General features: G+C 33.6%; 15 protein-coding genes. 8 read left to right on the top strand and 7 right to left on the bottom strand.

The genetic code is table 11. The features are described 5' to 3' along the window. Positions 1-10 precede the first annotated feature (10 nt). The 6 genes from BUA99_RS03355 to BUA99_RS03330 form a co-directional block, all read right to left on the bottom strand. On the bottom strand, positions 11-568 hold the full coding sequence (locus BUA99_RS03355; RefSeq protein WP_072988263.1) for an NfeD family protein: 558 nt from the start codon (positions 566-568) through the stop codon (positions 11-13). Positions 569-787: 219 nt separating this feature from the next. Beyond that, on the bottom strand, positions 788-2,443 hold the full coding sequence (locus BUA99_RS03350) for an alpha-amylase family glycosyl hydrolase (RefSeq protein WP_072988260.1): 1,656 nt from the start codon (positions 2,441-2,443) through the stop codon (positions 788-790). A gap of 10 nt (positions 2,444-2,453) precedes the next feature. Beyond that, positions 2,454-4,772 (bottom strand): glycoside hydrolase family 65 protein, encoded by a 2,319-nt coding sequence (locus BUA99_RS03345; RefSeq protein ID WP_072988259.1) that lies wholly within the window; start codon positions 4,770-4,772, stop codon positions 2,454-2,456. 80 nt (positions 4,773-4,852) lie between these two features. Beyond that, positions 4,853-5,533 (bottom strand): beta-phosphoglucomutase, encoded by a 681-nt coding sequence (pgmB, locus tag BUA99_RS03340; protein ID WP_072988256.1) that lies wholly within the window; start codon positions 5,531-5,533, stop codon positions 4,853-4,855. Between the two features lie 11 nt (positions 5,534-5,544). Continuing rightward, a complete protein-coding gene (locus tag BUA99_RS03335) occupies positions 5,545-6,951 on the bottom strand; it encodes an MFS transporter (RefSeq protein WP_072988253.1) in 1,407 nt (468 codons plus the stop codon). 266 nt (positions 6,952-7,217) lie between these two features. Continuing rightward, positions 7,218-8,240: a LacI family DNA-binding transcriptional regulator gene (locus BUA99_RS03330; protein WP_072988725.1), complete on the bottom strand. Its 1,023-nt coding sequence runs from the start codon at positions 8,238-8,240 to the stop codon at positions 7,218-7,220. Between the two features lie 233 nt (positions 8,241-8,473). Here BUA99_RS03330 and BUA99_RS03325 point away from each other — a divergent pair, with 233 nt between their 5' ends. The 5 genes from BUA99_RS03325 (at position 8,474) to BUA99_RS03300 (ending at position 18,000) form a co-directional block, all read left to right on the top strand. Continuing rightward, positions 8,474-11,410: a SusC/RagA family TonB-linked outer membrane protein gene (locus tag BUA99_RS03325; RefSeq protein WP_072988250.1), complete on the top strand. Its 2,937-nt coding sequence runs from the start codon at positions 8,474-8,476 to the stop codon at positions 11,408-11,410. A gap of 10 nt (positions 11,411-11,420) precedes the next feature. Next, positions 11,421-13,028, top strand: coding sequence for a RagB/SusD family nutrient uptake outer membrane protein (locus BUA99_RS03320; RefSeq protein ID WP_072988722.1), 1,608 nt, complete (start codon positions 11,421-11,423; stop codon positions 13,026-13,028). 30 nt (positions 13,029-13,058) lie between these two features. Further along, positions 13,059-13,880 (top strand): SusE domain-containing protein, encoded by an 822-nt coding sequence (locus tag BUA99_RS03315; RefSeq protein WP_072988247.1) that lies wholly within the window; start codon positions 13,059-13,061, stop codon positions 13,878-13,880. A gap of 74 nt (positions 13,881-13,954) precedes the next feature. After that, entirely contained in the window at positions 13,955-17,293 is a 3,339-nt protein-coding gene (locus BUA99_RS03310; RefSeq protein WP_084673468.1) for an alpha-amylase family glycosyl hydrolase, read from the top strand. 2 nt (positions 17,294-17,295) lie between these two features. Beyond that, positions 17,296-18,000 (top strand): hypothetical protein, encoded by a 705-nt coding sequence (locus BUA99_RS03300; protein ID WP_072988245.1) that lies wholly within the window; start codon positions 17,296-17,298, stop codon positions 17,998-18,000. Between the two features lie 192 nt (positions 18,001-18,192). Here BUA99_RS03300 and BUA99_RS03295 read toward each other — a convergent pair whose 3' ends face one another. After that, positions 18,193-18,621, bottom strand: coding sequence for a tellurite resistance TerB family protein (locus BUA99_RS03295; RefSeq protein WP_072988242.1), 429 nt, complete (start codon positions 18,619-18,621; stop codon positions 18,193-18,195). A 177-nt stretch (positions 18,622-18,798) separates the two neighbouring features. Here BUA99_RS03295 and BUA99_RS03290 point away from each other — a divergent pair, with 177 nt between their 5' ends. The 3 genes from BUA99_RS03290 to BUA99_RS03280 are packed head-to-tail and all read left to right on the top strand — an operon-like array spanning position 18,799 to position 21,445. Continuing rightward, on the top strand, positions 18,799-19,392 hold the full coding sequence (locus BUA99_RS03290) for a HupE/UreJ family protein (protein ID WP_072988240.1): 594 nt from the start codon (positions 18,799-18,801) through the stop codon (positions 19,390-19,392). Position 19,393: 1 nt separating this feature from the next. Next, positions 19,394-19,825 carry a deoxycytidylate deaminase gene (locus BUA99_RS03285; RefSeq protein WP_072988720.1) on the top strand — a complete coding sequence of 144 codons (432 nt, stop codon included), beginning with the start codon at positions 19,394-19,396 and terminating at the stop codon, positions 19,823-19,825. A gap of 51 nt (positions 19,826-19,876) precedes the next feature. Next, the gene (locus tag BUA99_RS03280; protein ID WP_072988237.1) at positions 19,877-21,445 is read left to right on the top strand and encodes a S41 family peptidase; all 1,569 of its coding nucleotides are present in this window, start codon (positions 19,877-19,879) and stop codon (positions 21,443-21,445) included. Positions 21,446-21,513: the final 68 nt, after the last annotated feature.

The raw sequence follows: 21,513 nt of genomic DNA, 5'->3' as shown, positions 1-21,513 counted from the left end.
TTAGGTAAATTTAATTTTTTTCTACAATTAATAGGTTATTCTCGATAGCTACTACTTTTACCGAACTATTAGAAGCTATCTTTTCATTAGAAAGTGTCATTGCGTCTAGTTCATGAAAAGTGCCTTTTACACTAATCAATACTTTTCCTTTTCCCAATTTTGATTCTGGAATAGTGAGATAAACCTCTGCAGTCTTATCAAGTGTATCTTCGATCTTGAAACTATTGTTTTCTGATAGTTTCATGACTTGTTTTATCATTAGAAAAAATAGCCCAACAAATGATAATCCAACAGCAACCGAAATAGTAATTAAAGTCGCTTTGCTTGGAATAGTGTTATAAAATGAAATCCCAGTCCAACTAAAACCTAATAAAAAGTTGATTAAATTTCGAAGTGTAAAAATTTCAAAAGGCAGTTCGACATCGCCAGCATCTGAATCCATATCGGTTTCTCCACCGCTCAAACCTATAAAGGTCATTATGGTTTGCAATCCAAAAAATAAACTTATTGGCAACGCAATGTACCAAAAAGCTTTAAGTAGGGGTTCGTAGTTTTCTAAAAAGTCCATGGTTTAGTTTTGATTGTCAAATTTAGACGGATTTTTTTACAAACGTTCTATTTCGTAAATAAAATAAAAAATTTAATGGGGTTTATGATGTGATCGTAAATCAAAATAAAAAAACACCTTTATTTCTAGAGGTGTTTAATTTTTATGTTAGTATTAATTCGTTTTTATTAAAATAAAAAGTTTATTTTTTTGTCCTGTAGTACGTATAATGGGTTGAGTTTAGAGTTCCAATAATACAATATCAAATTCTGTATCGATACTTATTTTACCATTTTCAACAACAACTTTTTTTCCTGAATACGCATCATGTAGTGTTGTTCCATTTTTGAATAGGGTTCCAATAGAGATTTCTTTTTTACCGAGAGGTAAATCCAAACCTATCACAACAGCATCTGAATAATTGTCTTTAGAAAAGGTTCTGGAGAAAGTATACGGTTGCACTGAAATTTGTTTGTGTATTCCTGCTCCAACTGCTGGATGATTTTTTCTGAATTGTCCTAATTTTTGCCAATGCAATAGCGAAGATTGAGTGTTAGAATTTGATTTAATTTCATCCCAATTCATAAAAGAGCGCAATGTTGCATCGCCTTCTGTTCCTTCAATTATCAATGATCTTGCACTCTCATCACCATAATATACTTGTGATTGTCCTGGTGAGAGTAACAATTTCGTAGCAGTTTCTTTGTTTTTTATCCTTTTAGCATCAAATGGACTTCCATCATCATGAGACGTCAAATAATTTAAAACGCTGTAGCCTTTAAATTCTTTATTTAACTTGTCGGAATATTTTGAGAATATAAATTCATAGTCTTTTAGCGCATCGTACTTGAATTCAAAATTGATCATACTATTAAAACCATTCTTAAAATAATTGATTTTTTTATCCCCAAAATCAAATTCTTGTCCGCCACTAACTCCATAATTATAAACTTCAGCAACCGTAAAAAATGGATTGTTGTCTAGAATTTCAGTTGGATTTTTTGTTTTCCAAGTAGCAAATGCATATTCACATTGCGTTTTAAAATCAGCCCAAACATCAGCTTCAGTATGTTTCACGGTATCACCTCTGTATCCATCAATGCCATAATCAGTAATGTAATCTGTCAGCCATTTAATAATATAGTATTTTGGCGCTCTTGGATAAGCTGTTCTGGAAAAGAAAGCATTCAACTCTTTCATTTCTTGTTCGTAACGCCCTTCTTTTTTCCATTTTTCGATAAGGTAGGGAGGCAAAGCTACATTTTCATTACTCTCTGTTTTTATATCAGGGAGGTTGGTCACAAGCGTGCAAGCGGTAGTATTTTTAAAATTTTTATAATCGCAATTAGGTCCCGTTCGAACCCAGTCGTTTGGCCAAATTGTATCTTTAGCGGTGACTGGTCCAGTGTGATTGATTACAGCATCAAGTATGATGCGAATTCCATGGTTATGTGCTTTTTGAACTAATGCCGCAAGGTCCTCTTTCGTTCCAAAATTAGGATCTAAATTCGTCCAATCTCTAGTCCAGTAGCCATGGTAACCGTGACTCATACCAGTTCCTTCATCAACACCGTCATGAATTTGTTCCACAATTGGTGTAAACCAGATCGCATTAATTCCTAATTTATCAAAATAGCCTTCGTCAATTTTCTTTGAAATCCCTTTAATGTCACCACCTTCAAAACCTCGAAGTTTACCTGTTTTTTTCGTTCGATTATAATTGAGATCATTTGATGTATCGCCATTATTGAAACGATCCGTCATTAAGAAATACACATTGGCAGCTTCCCAAACAAATGGGGTTTTACTATTGTTTTGATTGCTATCTGTCATTTTTTTGGAACTGCTACAACTTGCTAACAAAAGTACTAGGATTCCAATTGAATATTTATTCATTTTTACTGTTTTAATTTAAAGAAACTGATACTGTTGCTAAAAGTTCTGGTTTAACCAAAACCTCTTTTCCATTTACAATAATTGCCAGCGTTGAATCTCCATTTATTGAGAATGTTGTTTTGTGTGGTGTGATTGCCACCTTTAAAATTTGATTTCTGAAATTAATTTTAAACGAGTAACCTTGCCATTGTTTTGGGATTTTGGGAGAAAAATGCAGCTTATCGTCTTTAATTCTCATGCCGCCAAAACCTTCGACTATACTCATCCAGGTTCCAGCCATCGATGTAATATGACAACCTTCCTCAACTTCTTTATTGTAATCATCTAAGTCTAAACGGGAAGTACGAAGATAAAAAGTATAGGCCATGTCTATTTTGTCCAATAATGCTGCTTGAATGGAATGTACACAAGGTGAAAGCGAACTTTCATGAACAGTAAAAGATTCGTAGAACTCAAAATTATTTTTTAGCTCTTCGTTAGAAAAATGATCTTCAAAGAAATAAAAACATTGTAAAACATCCGCTTGTTTTATATACGGCGAGCGTAAAATGCGGTCCCAAGACCATTTTTGATTAATTGGTCGTTGGCTTTTATCCAAGTCAGCTACGCGAACTAAGTCTTTGTCTAAAAAGCCGTCTTGTTGTAAATACACATTGTGTTCCTTTGAAAACGGGAAGTACATATTGTCTGAAACTTTTTTCCAAGATTGTAGCTCTGTATTTGTAATTTTTACTTTTTCCGTAATTCTCTTGTGATCTAATGGATATTCTAAGGATACTTTTTGGATTTGTTCAGCAGTATATTCTAAACACCACTTTGCAATATAATTAGTATAAAAATTATTATTTACGTTGTTCTCATATTCATTTGGTCCCGTAACTCCAAGAATTACATACTGATTTAAATTAGTAGAGAAATTAGCTCTTTGATGCCAAAAACGAGCAATAGCGATTAAAACTTCGAGTCCTTTTTCTGGAATGTAACTGTAATCGCCGGTATATCTATAAAAATTATAAATGGCAAAGGCAATTGCTCCATTTCTATGAATTTCTTCAAAAGTAATTTCCCATTCGTTATGGCATTCTTCGCCATTCATCGTAACCATTGGATATAAAGCAGCACCATTAGAAAAACCTAATTTTGTTGCGTTTTCTATCGCTTTGTCTAGTTGGTTGTAGCGATAAGTAAGTAAATTACGTGCCACTTCTTGATCCTTAGTAGCCATATAAAAGGGAATGCAATACGCTTCGGTATCCCAATAAGTTGATCCTCCGTATTTCTCACCTGTGAATCCTTTTGGTCCAATATTTAGGCGTGAATCTTTACCTAAGTACGTTTGGTTTAACTGAAAAATATTAAAACGGATTCCTTGTTGCGCTTTTACATCACCGTCAATTGTAATATCTGACATTTCCCAAATTTTTGCCCAAGCATCAATTTGGTCTGCAAGCATTTTTTCGTAACCTAAAAGTAAAGCGGCTTGTGTCACTTTTTCAGCAGCGAGAAGGGTGTTTTCATGGTTAAGAGAAACCGTGTAACCACCAATTTTTTGAATGGATGATTTTTGGCCTTGAGCCACAATTACATCATAACTAAATTGGATTTTGTCATTTTTAGCATCAATATTTGATGGAGAAATTGCTGTTTTTTCACCATTATTTAAAATGGTATTGTGCATAAAAGTGGTTACTTTAAAATGCGTTTTAAAAGTTTGAGCAGTTATAAAAGCTTCACTTCCTGATTTTTTAACATCAATTGGCTCCCAAAATTTTTCTTCCCAGTTTGCGTCTTCATTAGTTACTCCTGCATCAATATAAGGCTTATAAACTATTTTAGAATCTTTATTTAAAGGTGTGATTTCGTAATTGATAATTCCAACTTCATCTAAATTCAAAGAAAGAAAACGTTTCACAAAAACTGAAATTTCTGTTCCATTTTTCAACTTCGCTTCGAAAGAGCGGCTGTACCAACCTTCTTTCATGTTTAACTCCCTACGAAAATTAGTAATTAATAAACATGTATTCAAATCAAGTTTCTCACCATTGATTTCAATATCAATTCCTATCCAATTTGGCGCATTCAGCACCTTTGCAAAATATTCTGGATAACCATTTTTCCACCAGCCAACTTTAGTTTTATCTGGATAATAAATTCCAGCAATATAACTTCCTTGAAAGGTTTCACCGCTGTAATTTTCTTCAAAATTAGCGCGTTGTCCCATGGCTCCATTACCTATGCTGAACAAACTTTCAGATGATTTGACACGTGCTCTATCAAATCCTTCTTCGATGATGCTCCAATTGTCTGGTTTTATATAATCTTGATTCATTTATTTTTCTGTTTAAAATCTTAAGTTAGAAATTCAATTCAAAACTGTAAAACTTATATAAGGTTACTTATTTTCTATAATTAGTTGCCCAATTTAGGGTTAGAGTTTTTGATCAAATCCTCTAAAAAAGATTGATTTATAGCATTGAAATCTCTGAATACATATTTTGCTTCATGCAAAATAGTTTCATTACCAATACCAATACTGGTCATCATAGCAATATTAGCAGCTTGAATCCCCGCAACTGAATCTTCAAAAACAATAGCATCTTCGGGCTTTACTTTTAGCAATTCGGCGGCAATGAGGAAAACCTCAGGATCTGGCTTGGCATTAGTCACATCATTTCCATCAACAACAGCATCAAAATAGGATAGAATTCCTGTTTTCTCTAAGATAGGTCTCGCATTTTTACTTGCTGACCCTAATGCTATGGGTTGGTTCTTTTCTTTAAGAAATTGTAATACTTTAAAAACTCCCGGAAGAATTTCGCTTGCATCCATATCAACAAGTTGCGATAAATAGTCTTCATTTTTTTGAGTCAACCATTTATTTTTATCCTCTTGAGACACTTTTTTATTACCTAATTCTAAAATTATATCAAGAGAACGTACCCGGCTTACTCCTTTTAAAAGTTCGTTATGTTCCTCAGTAAATTCAATCCCAAGTTCAGTAGCAATTTTTTTCCATGCTAAAAAATGATATTTTGCGGTATCAACAATTACCCCGTCTAAATCGAATATGAATGCTTTTTTTTGTGTCATTTTGAAAATTTTTATCCTGAAATCGCTTGCTTATCAGTAATTAGAAAAGTACATAAACTTGCTATTAACAATGAAATACCAGCTAAAAGCATTGCGTTAATGTGTGCTTCGCCAATGAGTTTATAAAAGAAATTAATTCCTCCAAGTGCAGCGATGATTTGTGGAATTACAATAAACATATTAAAAAGTCCCATCATCATTCCCATTTTTCTTGGATTTACTGCGCTAGAAAGCATGGCATAAGGCATAGATAATATACTTCCCCATGCAAAACCAATCATTATAAAGGAGTACATTAATGTTGATGGTGTTGCGTAAAACATATAAATAAATCCTAATCCGCCTATTAACAAGGAAACCATGTGAATGTATTTTCTGTTTATTTTGTTTTTTGTAGTGTAAAAAGTGAGTAATAATGCAAATGCCATTGAGGACAAGCCATAAACTCCAGTTGCTGATCCCACTAAATCAGCGGCATCATTAAACTCTTTGTCTTTTTGTTTGTATTCCAAAGCTTTTTCACTGTTTAAAAAAACTACTTGATTAGTATCGTCTTTTAAAACATCGCCTTGGTTATCAAGCTTTGCATATTCTTGATTTGTAGGTTTTGGAGATTTGAAAACATGTTCTGTCAAAGCGGGTGTAGAAAGACTCCACATTGTAAAAAAAGCAAACCAACTGAAAAATTGAATCAGTCCTAACTTTTTCATCGTTGCAGGCATTTCTTTTAAACTTTGAAGTAAATCAGGAATAAATCGAGATTCTTTTTTTTCTAATTTGAATTGCGCTATATCAGCAGGAGGATCTTCTTTTGTTGTAAAAATAGTATATAAAATACTAATTAAGAATACAAAAGCACCTATTGAAAAAGCAACAACCACTGATTGTGGAATGACGCCGGCAGCTGCCTCATTGCTCACGCCTAATTTAGTAACTAACCACGGTAAGTTGCTTGCAATCCAAGTACCAATACCAATGATCAGCGTTTGAATTACAAAACCATTAGATCGTTGTGAATCTGGAAGTTTATCAGCAACTAAAGCGCGAAAAGGTTCCATGCTGATATTTATTGAAGAATCTAAAATCCATAATAAGCCTGCCGCAACCCATAAAACAGGAGAATGAGGCATGAAAAATAAAGTGATAGAAGCTAAAATAGCACCAATTAAGAAAAAGGGTTTTCTTCTGCCATACCGGGGACTCCAAGTGTTATCAGATAGATACCCAACAATAGGTTGGACTAGTAGTCCAGTTAATGGAGCAGCGATCCATAGTCCAGGAATATCGTCAACATTTGCGCCAAGAGTTTGAAAAATTCTGGACATGAACCCTCCTTGAAGGGCGAAACCAAACTGTATTCCCAAGAAACCGAAACTCATGTTCCAAATTTGCCAGAAACTTAATCTACGCTTTTCCATTATCGTAATTTAAAATTAATACGATAAGCGCTATGCTTATCAAAACTTGCCTTATTTTCGAAGTAAAAGTCAAAGCTTTGAGGGGTAAATATAAAAATATATTTCAGAATTATGATTTTCGGAAATATATTTCGGGCAACTATTTTCACTACAAGGTTGTAGTTGAAAATAAAATAGGAAAAAAAAGATAATTTTGTGACTTTTTAAATCTGTATCAAATCATTTTTTAGCATTAAGTTTGTTAAAATAGCAGTCAAACAATTGATTTAATGAGTTGATTCTCTTTCGATCAAGTGGGTTTCAATCACTTCCGTTTTATAATTTTCATTTCCTTCCTCTTCTGCTGTTTCTAATCGTTCAATGAGCATTTTCGCAGCTTTATTTCCCATTTTAATACCGTTTTGACTTACTGTTGTAATTGTAGGAGTTGAGTATTTTGATATTATACCGTCTGTAAAGGCAATCACGGCTAAATCCTTTGGAACAGTCAAACCAATTTTGTTTGCTGTTTTTATGATCGTCACAGCAAATAATTCATTTACTGCAAAAACGGCATCAATTGCTTTGTCCTCTAATAATTTACCAATTGTAATTTCGCACGTATCAATATCTTCAATTTTTATAATTAAGTTTTCATTAAAAGGGATGTCATTATCAAGTAGTGCTTTGATATAACCATCAGTACGCAGTTTGCCTACACTTACATAATCAACCGTGGTAACTAATGCGATTTTTTTTCGTCCTTTATCTATTAAGCTTTGTACGGCTTCATACGCAGCTGCTTTATCATCAATTATAACCTTATCACACAGGATTTCATTTGTAACGCGATCAAACATTACTACAGGCATTCCTTGATTTATAACTTCAGTGATATGATGAAAATCGCCTTTAAACTGCGTCTCTTTAGAAAGTGACATTATAAAACCATCAATACTTCCGTTAGCCAGCATTTCCATATTAAGTACTTCTTTATCAAAAGAATCGTCAGACAGACAAATGATTACACTATAACCATTTTCATTAGCGACTTGCTCAATTCCATTAATTACAGTAGAGAAAAAATGATGTACAATTTCAGGAATGATGATTCCTATAACTTTAGTTTTTCTGTTTTTTAGACTGAGTGCAATATTGTTTGGTTTATAATTATAGAATTTGGCAAAAGCCTGCACTTTCAATCTCGTTTCCTCGCCTATTTCTGGACTATTTCTTAGTGATTTTGAAACGGTTGAAATAGAAACGTCTAATTCTTTTGCAATTTGTTTAAGTGTAATTTTCCTTTTCATCATAGAATGGGGTAAAAATTAATTTCGTAATAAAGATAAAAATTAATTTCAGAATTGGTAATAAAACAGACTAAAATGTAAATAATTCAGTAAGTTTTCAACACTATTACGTTTTCGTGACATACTTAAAAATAAGACGTGTAGAAAGACATAAAATTTACATAGATTTAACTTTCGAAGTAAAAGTTAAGCGTGATAACTCAAGAAAAATTAAATTAAATTAAACAAAAAGTATGAAAACAATTTACAAAAAGTTGTTAATTTTAGTACTGCTACTCCCGTTTAGTGTTCTAGCTCAGAATATTGTAAACGGAACTGTCTTAGATAAAATATCAGGACAGCCTATTCCAGGAGTAAATGTAAATGTTCAAGGGGCTGCTAATGGCGTTTCTACTGACTTTGATGGAAGATATAAGTTGGAAAATTTGAAAAAAGGGGATAAAATAGTTTTTTCCTTTATTGGTTACACTAATACGGTTGTAGACTATGTATCGCAAAAAGTAATTGATGTATCTCTTGAAGAAGATGCAAATCAATTAAAAGAAGTTGTAATTAATGTAGGTTACGGTACTGTTAAGAAAAAAGATGCTACTGGAGCAGTGACAGTAATAACTACTAAAGATTTTAATAAAGGTGCAAATGTAACTGCTGAAAACCTATTGAATGGTAGAATTGCGGGTGTAACTGTAAATACGAGTGGTGCTCCAGGTTCCGGTTCACAAATTAGAATTCGTGGAGGATCTTCCTTATTTGCAAGTAACGATCCATTGATTGTGATTGACGGTTTGCCTATTGAAAACAGCGTTGGTACAGGATCTACCTCATTTTTAGCTTCGCTAAACCCAAGTGTTATTGAGTCTATTACCGTTTTAAAAGATGCTTCTGCAACTGCTATTTATGGTTCACGAGCGTCTAACGGTGTCATCATCATAACCACAAAAAAAGGAGGTAAATCACTTGCTGTTGATTATAACTTTCAATATGGAAGTGGTGAGATTGTTAAAACTATCGATGTATTTGATGCCGCTGCTTTTAGAACTTTAATTGCTGATAAAAGACCTAATGATGTATCAAAATTAGGAAATGCAAATACTGATTGGCAAAAACAAATTTATAGAAAAACAGATTTTATAGATAATAATATTTCTATTAGAGGTAATTTATTAAATGCCATTCCTACGCGATTGACGGTAGGGAATACGTATCAAGAAGGTTTAAGATTGACAAATGCTTTTAATAGAACGACAGTTGGTTTAGCAATGAATCCATCGTTTTTACAAGATCATTTAAAAATAAAATTAAATGCAAACTATTCTAATGAGAAAAATAGATTCGCTGATGGAGTAGAAGGTAGCGCAATTAGATTTGATCCCACGCAACCGGTATATCAAGCAGGATCCATTTACGGTGGTTTCTTTGAATACTATAATCAAGGTAATAGTAAATTAACACCACAAACGCCTAGAAATCCAGTAGCCCAATTGTTACAGACATTTGATAATGGTAAAAATAATCGCTTCTTTGGGAATTTCGAGGTAGACTATAAATTTCATTTCTTCCCTGAATTAAGAGCAGTTGTAAACGCGGGATTTGATCAGGCAGATGGTGAAAGATCAAAAAGAGCTTCTGCTTTTGCAGCAAGCTCAGGAAGCAACAATGACATCCCTTATGGTACAAATGAATTTTCTACAAGCATGAGAAAAAACAAGTTATTAGATGCCTATTTTGCTTATAACAAAACATTTAATTTGTTGAATGTTGATGCTACTGCTGGTTATTCTTATCAAAAATGGGACTCTTATAACTATCTTTCGGGAAATATAAATGATCCTAATTTACCAACAGGTAAGACAGGTTTTCCGCAAACTAATATTGATATTGACAGAGTAAATGTTGGTTTTTTTGGAAGAACAAATTTAACTTATAATGATAAGTATATCTTGACTATGTCACTAAGGAGAGATGGTTCATCGAAATTTAATAAAGATAATCGATATGCAAATTTCCCAGCAGCATCTTTTGCGTGGAAAATTAAAGAAGATTTGTTGGCTAACAACACAACTGTTTCTGATTTAAAATTACGAGTTGGTTACGGTATTACTGGTCAGCAAGACGTAGGGAATAATAATGATTACTTGCAACAATATAATTTAGGTAGTGGTAGTTCTCAATACTTTTTTGGAACAGTTGCTTTACCTATTGCCGTTTCTGCGAGACAAAGCGCAGATCTTAAATGGGAAGAGACAACAACATTCAATGCTGGTTTAGATTTTGGATTATATGAAAATAGAGTTACGGGTAGCGTTGACGTATTTTATAAAGATTCGAAAGATTTATTAGCAGATGTAGCTACTGCAGATGGAAGTAATTTCTCTAACAGATCATGGCAAAACATAGGGAGCTTCACCACAAAAGGTATTGAGTTTTCTATAAGTACAGATGTTGTAAGAACTGAAAATTTAAATTGGAATCTAAACTTTAATGTAACTGCTTTTGATCGTAAAATAACTGAGCTAAGTTCAGATTTTATTAGAGTTGGTGAAAATTTAGCAGGAACTGGAACACAAGGTCAAGTGCACAAAGTAGGTTTTGCTCCAAATTCTTTCTTTTTGTACAAACAATTGTATGACGTAACTGGTAAACCAATTGAGAATGGTTATGCTGATTTAAATAATGACCGTGTAATTAATGCAAGTGATAAATATGTGTATAGAAATCCAGATCCTAAAGCAACATTTGGATTAGCTTCTACTTTAAATCACAAGAATCTTGATTTTTCATTTAATTTAAGAGCAAGTGTAGGTAATCGTGTATTGAATGCTGTAAATGCAAGTAGAGCACAATATAACTTTTTGACAACAGGAGGAACAGTGGGGAATATTCCAACATCTGTATTAGAAACAAACTTCAACACGACATCTAATGTTGTATTGTCAGATATGTTTGTTGAAAATGCTTCGTTCTTGCGAATGGATAATATTACATTAGGTTACACTTTTCCAAAATGGTTAGAAGGTAAAGCATCACTTCGATTATTTGCAGGTATGCAAAATGTATTTGTGATTTCAGATTATTCTGGTTTAGATCCAGAAATTGCAAATAACGGGGTTGATAACACCATATATCCTAGACAACGATCTATTTTAGGTGGGGTAAATGTTAAATTTTAATAATAAGAAAATGAAAAAAATAAATTTTATTTACATCCTTATTGCTACTGCGGTTTTTCAATCGTGTACAAGTGATCTTGATGTAGTCGCAGAGGATTCTCGAGTACTTACACCCAATGAATTGTTTTCTACTCCTCAAGGATACAAGCAAGCACTAGGCGGAGTTTACGGCAATCTTAGTTTAACAGGAACTGGTGACGCAGGCTCTTCTTTCTTACAAGGGATTGATGCGGGTACAAGTCAATTTGGTCGTTGTATGTGGTATTTACAAACTTTAACCACTGACGAAGCAGTTTGGACTTATGAAAATGATGAAGGTGTAGCTGAATTACAAAGAAATACTTGGTCATCATCCAATCCAATCTTATTAGGAATGTTTAGTAGAACGATGGCTGAAGTAGCTATTGCAAATGATTTTTTAAGACAATCCACACCAGAATTAGTAGCCTCAAGAGGTATTACTGGTGCAGACGCTACTGAAATTACTTTTTATAGAAATGAAGTTAAAGTGTTAAGAGCTTTTGCTTACTATAATATGATGGATCTTTTTGGTAAAGCACCTTTCATAACAGAGAATGATCCTTTAAATTTTAGAGGACCGCAATATGATAGACAACAATTGTTTACCTTTATTGAAACGGAATTAAAAGAGGTAATTCCTAATTTAAAAGCAGCAAGAACTAATGAGTACGGACGTTTAGACAAAGCAATGGCTCAAATGATATTAGCTAAAATGTATTTAAATGCGCAAGTATATATCGGCACACCTAAATATGCAGAATGTATGGCAAAATGTTCTGAAGTGATCGCTGGAGGTTATGTTTTGAAAACAAATTATTTAGACAATTTCAAAGCAGATAACAATACTTCTTCTGAGTTGATTTTTACGCTACAATCAGATGGTGTAAAAACTCAAAACTACGGCGCAACAACAATTATCATCAATGGTCAAGTAGGAGCCACGGAGTCAAATGGATCAGATTTTGGTGTAGGAGGTTTTGGTGGAGCATTAAGACTTAGAAAACAAATCGTTGAAAAGTTTGATGGATCTCAATTTGATACTGATGCTAGAAAAACATATTTAGCTGGCGCAAGACCTATTGATATTACGGAGCTATCAAATGGTACTCAAGGATATATTTTACGTAAATTCTCTAACAAAACGGCTGCTGGTGTGGCTGGTGTAAATTCAACATTTGTCGACACTGACTTCCCATTATTTCGTTTAGCAGATGTGTACTTAATGTATGCTGAAGCGCAAATGAGAAAGGATGGTGCTACTAATGGGGGAACTTCAACTGTTGCATCAACGCAATCATTAGGTTATATTAATGCATTGAGACAAAGAGCTAATAATGGTGTCGCTGTTGCAAATGTGACGCAATCTCAAGTTAATCTTGATTTTATGATTGATGAAAGAGCAAGAGAATTGCATTGGGAAGGTCACAGAAGACAGGATTTAATCCGTTTTAATAAATATGGCGGAGGAAATTACAACTGGGCTTGGAAAGGTAATATTGCTAATGGAACTTCTTTTGGATCTACTCTAAATGTTTTTCCGCTTCCAAATGCTTCGATTTCAGCAAACCCTAATTTAACTCAAAATCCTGGATATTAAAAAAAATTGTTCAATCAAATAAATTTAAAAATGAAAAATATTAACAAATTATTAGTTGTTTTTTTAAGCATAGTTGCTTTTTCTTGTACAGATGACATTCAAGATACAAATAGAGAGGCAGTAACCGCTGAGACTGCGCCAGTACTCTTAACTCCTAAAGGAGATTTTAATATTGTGCTATCAAAAGCTACAGAAAAAGAAGTTGCTACAACCATGATATGGGATGATGCAGCATACACTGGAAGTTCTACGGTGGTAAATTACAGTATCGAAGTTGCGAAAGCAGGAACTAAATTTGCAGCTCCGCAAACAGTTACGACGACTACAAGCCGATTCAAAAGCATTACTGTTGCTGAATTAAACGCAGCTTTAATAAATGGTGGTTTTGTTGAAAAACAAGAAAACTTAGTAGACATCCGTATTAAATCATCAGTAGGAGCTACTGGTAGTGTAGCGCAATTTTCTAATTCTTTTACTATCAAAGTGACACCTTACCGCACGCCGCTTGCAAGCTCACTATGGCTTGTTGGAGATGCCACGCCAGGTGGATGGTCTTGGAATAATGACTCGGAAACTGAATTTCCATTAGTTGTTGGTAAAACAAATGTATACCAAGTATCAATAATGCTTAATGGCGGTAAAGATTTTAGAATTTTCTTAGGGAATAACTTCACTAGCGATGGAAATTGGGATGCAAGTCGTAATTATCCATTTTATGCTAATGCTGGATATACCTTTTCACCTGAATTAGTAAATGCTAATGATGGCGATAGCAATTTTAGATATACTGGACCAACCGGAATGAGAGTTCTTAAAATTGACGGTGCTGCAAAAACAATTACATTGAATTAATTGTTGCAATAACATTCAAAAGGCTACTTTGATCAGTAGCCTTTTTTATTTTCTAACATAACTATATTTTGGCTATGAAAAAAATTATACCTTTTATATTATTTTTATTTTCGGTAATTGTTTCCGCACAAGTCCAGACGATTGCCAGCTCCGTAAGCCCAAACCCATTCGAAGAAACAACTTCAATCACTATAACTATCGATGGGAATACGGTTAATGAATCAGCGTGGGGTATTACAGACAATTCACTTTATTTATGGGCTTGGTCTTTTGATTCTAATGATTTGAATATAATTGATTGTCCTACTAATGGAGGTTGGACTACATCAAACGAAGTAAATAAATTTGTTTACAATTCTGCTACTAATACTTATACTAAAACTTTTGTTCCAACTACTTTTTACAATAGAACAGGAATAGGAAGAATAGGCTATTTAATAAAAGCGAAAAATGGAACCGATGATAAGAAATCACAAGATAACTTGGTTGAAGTTGGAGCGTTTCAAGTGACTTTAAATTCTCCTGCCGAAAATAGCGCAATAATTACCACAGCTGGCGGGTCTTTAAATATTAATGCAACTAACACTGGCGGAAATGCTATCTACAATTTAATAGCAAATGGTGCTTCGATCAATACTAGTGTAGCAACAGCATCCTATAATTTTACACAAACTAATATAACTACAAATCAAAATTACGAATTAGTGGTTACGCTAGGAACAACAACAGGCACAAAAAAGTTTTCTGCAATTGTTAATCCTACATCAGTTGTGGCTACAATTCCTACTGGTTTAATAGAAGGTATAAACTACAATTCTATTGATGCAACTCGAGCAACTTTAGTGCTTGATGCACCTTTAAAAGATTTTGTTTACGTCGCTGGAAGTTTTAACGCTTGGCAGCCAGATGCAAATTATGCAATGAAGAAAGATCCAACATCAGGAAAATTCTGGTTGGAACTTACCGGTCTTACTTCTGGAGTCAATTATACTTATCAATATTGGGTTGTTGATGAAACTCCGCTTGCAAATTCTCCTTCGTTAGTAAAAACAGCTGATCCTTATTCTACTTTAGTATTATCGCCATTTGATGATCCAGGGATTTCCGCTACAACTTATCCTAACCTTCCCACTTATCCAGTTGGACAACAAAGAGAAGTTACCGTTTTGCAAACCGGGCAAACAAATTATGCGTGGAGCACTGCAACTACTAATTTTGTAAAGCCAGAGAAAGAAAAGCTAGTCGTTTACGAACTTTTGGTAAGAGATTTTGATGCTGCTCGAAATTATCAAAGTATCATTGATCGCATTGATTATTTTAAGAATTTGAAAATAAATGCGATTCAGTTAATGCCTATAATGGAATTTGAAGGAAATGAAAGCTGGGGTTACAACACCTCTTTTCACATGGCGTTAGATAAGTTTTACGGCACTTCCAGCAAGCTAAAAGAATTGATTGATGTATGTCATCAAAATGGTATTGCGGTAATTCTTGATGTAGCTTTAAATCACGCTTTCGGACGGAATCCAATGGTAAGAATGTGGATGAATGATCCTGATGGCGACGGTTGGGGATCTCCATCAACTGAAAATCCTTATTTTAATACTGTCGCAAAACACAGTTACAGCGTTGGGGAAGATTTTAATCATCAATTAGCAGGAACTCAAAATTATGTGAAAAGAGTTATTCAACACTGGGTTGAAGAATATAAAATTGATGGTTTCCGATGGGATTTAACCAAAGGTTTTACTCAAAATTGTACCGCTTCTGACGAAAGTTGTACTAATGGTTATCAGCAGGACAGAGTGGATGTTTTAAGAAAATATGCTGATTATTCTTGGAGTCTCGATCCAAATCATTATGTAATCTTTGAACATTTAGGATCTAATAATGAGGAGCAGCAGTGGGCAAATTATCGAATTGCCGAAACTCCAAGCAAAGGGATTATGATGTGGGGTAAAATGACTGATCCTTACAATCAACTATCAATGGGATATGCTGCTAATATTTCGGGTATGACAAGTGCTAACCGTGGATTTATTGCTAATAGACTGATGGGATATGCTGAAAGTCATGATGAAGAGCGGTTAATGTATAAAAATTTACAATCTGGTAATGGTTCGAATAGCACTCATAACGTCAAAAATTTGAATACAGCATTGTCTCGAATGTCAGCCATAGGAGCAGTTTCATTATTAATTCCTGGGCCAAAAATGATTTGGCATTTTGGAGATTTAGGTTATGATGATTCTATTTTCACCTGTAATAATAAAACAATTAATACACCTTCTGATGCAACAGCAGGCGATTGTAAATTAGATACGAAGCCACAATTGCAATGGACAGATAATTGGTTAGCTGTTGCAAACCGATTGAAAATTTATTCAGATTGGGCAAAAATGATTCGTCTAAAAAGAGAGGAGCCGGTATTTTCAGGAATGGCTACCGTTAGTAATTCTAGTTCGCTTCAGCAAACTATTAAAATTACAGATAGTTCTTTACCTGTAAATTCTTTAAAAGATGTTATAGTTATTGCAAATTTTGATGTCACTACTAAAAATGTTGCTACGGGATTCCCGTACGCTGGAGAATGGTTTAATTTGATGGATAACAGTAGTTACAACGTGGTGAATGTAAATGATGTCATTTCTGTGCCAGCCGGTCAATTTAGAATTTATGGAAACAAGCAGGCTTTTGCTGCAAATGCTCCTTTTACTTTGCCAGCTGATAATTTCAAAGTAGAAGCGAGAGCTGAAACTTGTGTCAATACAAATAATGGTCAAATAGTAATTGAGGCAGCACAAACATATACTTATGTTGCTAAAATAAACGGAACTGATTATAACTTTGTTAACAACACTTTAAATGTTTCTAATTTAGCTTCGGGAGTTTACACGGTTTGTATATCTATAACTGGAAAATCATATGAACAATGTTTTACGCTTAACATTGGGAGAGGTAAATCATTGAACGGAAAATTTGCAGTGAAATCTAAAGTAGCAGCTGTGGAAATTGAGGAGGGAACTGCTCCATTTAAAGTTTTTGTTAATGGTAATGCACAGTTTGAAACCATGGCAATGAAGTTTACAGTTCCTGTAGAATTAGGAGATCTAGTTGAGGTTAAGTCAGCCAAAGATTGCGAGGGGATTTACGCGGAAAACATTTTGTATGATATAAGTGGTATTGCTGCTTATCCAAATCCAACTCGCGGATTGATTGAAATTGTAACACCAACAATAAAAACCGCCGTACCGGTAGAAGTTTATAACTTGAATGGTCAGCTAGTCTCAAACAGAATATATCCAATTTTGAATGGAAAAGTAGCACTGAGTTTAGAAAATGAGGTTTCAGGTGTTTATATCGTAAAGGTATATTTAGAAAAACCAGTTAGTTTAACAATCATAAAAAAATAAACATGAGAAAAATTATAGCTATAGTAGGTCTAACCGCTTTATTATTTTCTTGCGGAGGTGGCGGTACTGATGAGCCTGCACCTGCACCAGTGGCACAAAATACTGCGCCAAGCACTCCAACACTAGTATCGCCAACAAATAGTAAATTATGCGTTAGCAATAATCTAGCACTGGAATGGAATGCCTCAGTAGATGCAGAAAATAATCCTATTGTGTACCAAACTGAAATTGCCACTGACAATTTATTTACTCAAATTGTAAAAACAAATGAGGGAACTACGCCTACGTTTTCAGTTACATTAGAAAAAGGTAAAGCGTATTACTGGCGAGTAAAAGCAACTGATAGTAAAAATGCAGCAAGTGCTTACTCTACAACTTTTAACTTCTACACAGAAGGAGTTGCGATTGTTAATTATTTACCATTTTCACCTTCATTAATTCAACCTGAAATTAATGCAACAGTTTCGAGAGCTTCGGTCACTTTAAAATGGGCTGCATCAGATGTTGACGCATCAGATGTTTTAACTTATGATCTATTTTTAGGAACGACTAATCCTCCTACGACAAAGGTTGTTGATAATAAAACTTTAACATTCTATGAAGCTACTTCATTACAAGCTACTTCGATTTATTACTGGAAAATTGTGGTAAAAGATAACAAAGGAGGAGAAACCATAGGTCAAATTTGGAGCTTTAAAACAAATTAAAAGTTTCTAAGACGAAGCTTCATATAGTTTCTAAAATTTCGAGTATGCCGATTATATATTCTTAGTACTGCTCAAAATAGATTAAAGCCGTTTTTTAGAAAATTATTATAAAATTAAAAAGCGATTACACAAATATGAATTTGTGTAATCGCTTTTTTTATTTAATGCAGTCTTAATAATTGTAAGAAAACATTATTTGTTCATGTTTGACATTTCAACGCTGAAAGTATCTAGATCGACTTTTTTATCCACTAACTTTAATGCCTTGTCAACAATGTAATCTATATTGTCTACATTAAATCCAAGTCCAACACCTATTTTTTTAAGCAATACTTCTTGTTTATCGCCTAAATGATGATCAACATGAACTACTCGCGCTAGATCATACAAACGCTCAATTCTTTGTTCGTGTAAATAAGGAGGATTAATTGGGTACGAAGGGTTTTCTAAAATTTCCTCATACTCCACAGCTGAAATTTCTAAGCGTACCGCTAGTTTGTCTAAAAATGCTTTTTCTTCAGGAGAAATTATCTCGTCAGTAAACGCTACACGTACAATTGATGCAAAATGACCTTTATTTCTTTGCTGAAATTCACTATCGAATAAATCTGAAAATGACATAATTATTGTTTTTTAACGCACAAAGATAAATCTATTTTTAAATTTATTGATTTTTAAACTTTAAATTTTTATTTTTCATAATTTCAGTTGAATATCTTGTTTATTTAGACCTTCAAATTACACATTTTCAAAATTAATCGTAAGTTTACATCCCTTTAATAACCTAATTTTTTATCGATGTCAGAATTTTGGATTTACTTTCAAATAGGATTAAAACACGTTTTAGATATTCATGCTTATGATCACGTTTTATTTTTAATTGCGCTTGCTGTTCCTTTTTCTTTTAGTGATTGGAAACGGGTTGTATTATTAGTAACTCTTTTTACAGTGGGTCATACAATGGCTTTAATGTTGTCTGTTTTTGAAATAGTTGCCATCAAAGTAAATGTAGTAGAATTGCTTATTCCGATAACAATATTAATAACAGCGCTTTTTAATTTGTTTACAGCAGGAAAATCGAGCAAAAAAGAAAGTATCAATTTAGTGTTTTTTATCACACTATTTTTTGGGATAATTCATGGCTTAGGGTTTTCAAATTATTTTAAATCAATATTAGGAGGATCGGCTAGTTCTAAAGTGTTACCTTTAAGTGAATTTGCTTTAGGGATTGAAGTAGCGCAAATTGTAGTGGTTTTTGTAGTTCTAATTATCTCTTATATTGTTCAAACGATTTTCCGATTTTCAAAACGCGATTGGACTTTAGTAATGTCAGCTTTTATAATTGGTGTAGTAATTCCTATGATTATTGCAAGTGAAATTTGGAATAGATAAAATGAACGAAAAAAAATTAAATAAATACGATAAAGCGTATCTAAGAATTGCAAAAGAATGGAGCCTTTTATCCTATTGTAAACGCAAAAAAGTAGGTGCCATAATTGTTCGTGATCGGATGATAATTTCTGATGGTTACAACGGAACACCAACAGGTTTTGAGAACTGTTGCGAAGATGATGAAGGTGTAACACGTTGGGATGTGTTGCATGCTGAAGCAAATGCCATTTTAAAAGTGGCAAGATCCACACAATCTTGCGAAGGCGCAACGTTATACATTACTCTATCGCCTTGCAAAGAGTGTAGTAAATTAATTCATCAATCGGGAATTAAAAGAGTGGTCTATCAAAACCGTTATAGAGACGATGATGGACTCGCATTTTTAATAAAAGCAGGAGTAGAGGTAGAGCATATTCCAGTTCTAGAAGAGTAAAATAAATAAAGCTAATTATTGTTGTCCAAGTTCAAACAGGAAAAGATCAAAATGAAATATAGTGCTAAATATTTGCCCATTTATATCGCCTTCGCGCTTGCTGTGGGAGTTGTTTTGGGCGGAATACTTAATTTTCCGAGCACACCAGAATATATAGTCAAAAATAGTTCAAAAAACAAATTGAACAAATTAATAGATTTTATTGATAAAGAATATGTTGATAATGTCAACACTGATTCTATAGTGAATCTCACAGTAGATAATATTTTGGCTAAACTAGACCCACATTCAATTTATATTCCGCCAAGTGAGCAAGTAGAGGTTGCAGAAAGTATGAAGGGGAATTTTGTTGGGATTGGAGTAAATTTTTACATGTATAAAGATTCAGTTGCAGTTATAAAACCAGTTGCTAATGGTCCTTCGGCAAAAGCAGGAGTAGAATCTGGAGATCGAATTTTATATGCCGATAAAACTAAATTATTTGGAAGAAAATTACCAAGTGATAGCTTATTTTCTAAGTTGAAAGGAGCAATAGGTTCAGATATCGAGCTGACTATTTATAGAAAATCTGAGAATAAAAAAATTAAAATAAAAATTAGAAGAGCAGTTATTCCTATAAAAAGTGTTGATGCAGCATTACTTGTAGATCAAAGTACAGCTTATATTAAAATAAATCGCTTTGCTGAAACCACATATAGTGAGTTTATCTATAGCTTAGAAAAGCTAAAAAGGCAAGGTGCAAAATCATTAATAATTGATTTGAGAGACAATGGCGGCGGTTATATGGAAGAAGCGATTGCAATTGCAGATGAATTTTTACCAAATAAGCAATTGATTGTTTTTACTAAAAACAAAAATGGCAATATCGACAAAACTTTCGCAACTGAAAAAGGAAGCTTTGAAAAAGGAAATATCTATGTCTTAATAAATGAAAACAGTGCTTCAGCTAGCGAAATTCTTGCAGGAGCTATTCAAGATAATGATCGAGGGACTATTGTTGGTCGACGTTCTTTTGGAAAGGGCTTAGTACAAAGAGAAATGGATTTTGCTGACGGTTCAGCAGTTCGCTTAACAATTGCTAGATACTACACGCCCACTGGTCGTTCCATTCAAAAACCCTATGGAAAAGGTAATGACGCCTATTATAAAGAGTCTGAATCTAGAATCGGGAACGGTGAGTTATATGAAAAAGATAGTATTAAGGTACTAAAAACTGTAAAATACAAAACCAAAAAAGGCAAAACAGTTTACGGTGGCGGCGGTATCGTTCCTGATGTTTTCGTACCACTCGAAGTAGAGCATGGAAGTGAGAGTACAGCATACTTACTGCAATCTGGTATTTTAGGAAATTTTGTATTTGAGCAGTTAGATAAAGATAGAAAGGATTTTAAAGGATTGACTTTCGAGCATTTTCGAGGAAAAATGAGTCAAACAGATGTTTATTTTAAGGCCTTTCAAAATTTTATCTATGGAAATGGATTAAATCTGAATTTCGGAAAAAGTAAAGAATTAGTGAAAAGATATTTAATGGCTGAATTTGCCCGACAACTTTTTGGCGAAAGCTATTACTACCAAATCGTTTTGAAAGAAGATGCAATGATAAAGGCAGTTTTAAAATAAAGAGATTAAGTATTTACAAATTATTTATCTACGGTATCATAATGCGCCTAATGCTGTAATTCCATATT

The organism is Flavobacterium segetis, assembly GCF_900129575.1.
GTDB lineage: Bacteria > Bacteroidota > Bacteroidia > Flavobacteriales > Flavobacteriaceae > Flavobacterium > Flavobacterium segetis.
Note: the sequence above shows the minus strand (reverse complement) of the source record. Positions and strands in the feature narration are given on the sequence as shown.

Coding starts and splice junctions, on each gene's coding strand:
- BUA99_RS03355 (WP_072988263.1), bottom strand. CDS start 568: ATGGACTTTTTAGAAAACTACGAACCCCTACTTAAAGCTTTTTGGTAC.
- BUA99_RS03350 (WP_072988260.1), bottom strand. CDS start 2,443: ATGAATAAATATTCAATTGGAATCCTAGTACTTTTGTTAGCAAGTTGT.
- BUA99_RS03345 (WP_072988259.1), bottom strand. CDS start 4,772: ATGAATCAAGATTATATAAAACCAGACAATTGGAGCATCATCGAAGAA.
- pgmB (WP_072988256.1), bottom strand. CDS start 5,533: ATGACACAAAAAAAAGCATTCATATTCGATTTAGACGGGGTAATTGTT.
- BUA99_RS03335 (WP_072988253.1), bottom strand. CDS start 6,951: ATGGAAAAGCGTAGATTAAGTTTCTGGCAAATTTGGAACATGAGTTTC.
- BUA99_RS03330 (WP_072988725.1), bottom strand. CDS start 8,240: ATGAAAAGGAAAATTACACTTAAACAAATTGCAAAAGAATTAGACGTT.
- BUA99_RS03325 (WP_072988250.1), top strand. CDS start 8,474: ATGAAAACAATTTACAAAAAGTTGTTAATTTTAGTACTGCTACTCCCG.
- BUA99_RS03320 (WP_072988722.1), top strand. CDS start 11,421: ATGAAAAAAATAAATTTTATTTACATCCTTATTGCTACTGCGGTTTTT.
- BUA99_RS03315 (WP_072988247.1), top strand. CDS start 13,059: ATGAAAAATATTAACAAATTATTAGTTGTTTTTTTAAGCATAGTTGCT.
- BUA99_RS03310 (WP_084673468.1), top strand. CDS start 13,955: ATGAAAAAAATTATACCTTTTATATTATTTTTATTTTCGGTAATTGTT.
- BUA99_RS03300 (WP_072988245.1), top strand. CDS start 17,296: ATGAGAAAAATTATAGCTATAGTAGGTCTAACCGCTTTATTATTTTCT.
- BUA99_RS03295 (WP_072988242.1), bottom strand. CDS start 18,621: ATGTCATTTTCAGATTTATTCGATAGTGAATTTCAGCAAAGAAATAAA.
- BUA99_RS03290 (WP_072988240.1), top strand. CDS start 18,799: ATGTCAGAATTTTGGATTTACTTTCAAATAGGATTAAAACACGTTTTA.
- BUA99_RS03285 (WP_072988720.1), top strand. CDS start 19,394: ATGAACGAAAAAAAATTAAATAAATACGATAAAGCGTATCTAAGAATT.
- BUA99_RS03280 (WP_072988237.1), top strand. CDS start 19,877: ATGAAATATAGTGCTAAATATTTGCCCATTTATATCGCCTTCGCGCTT.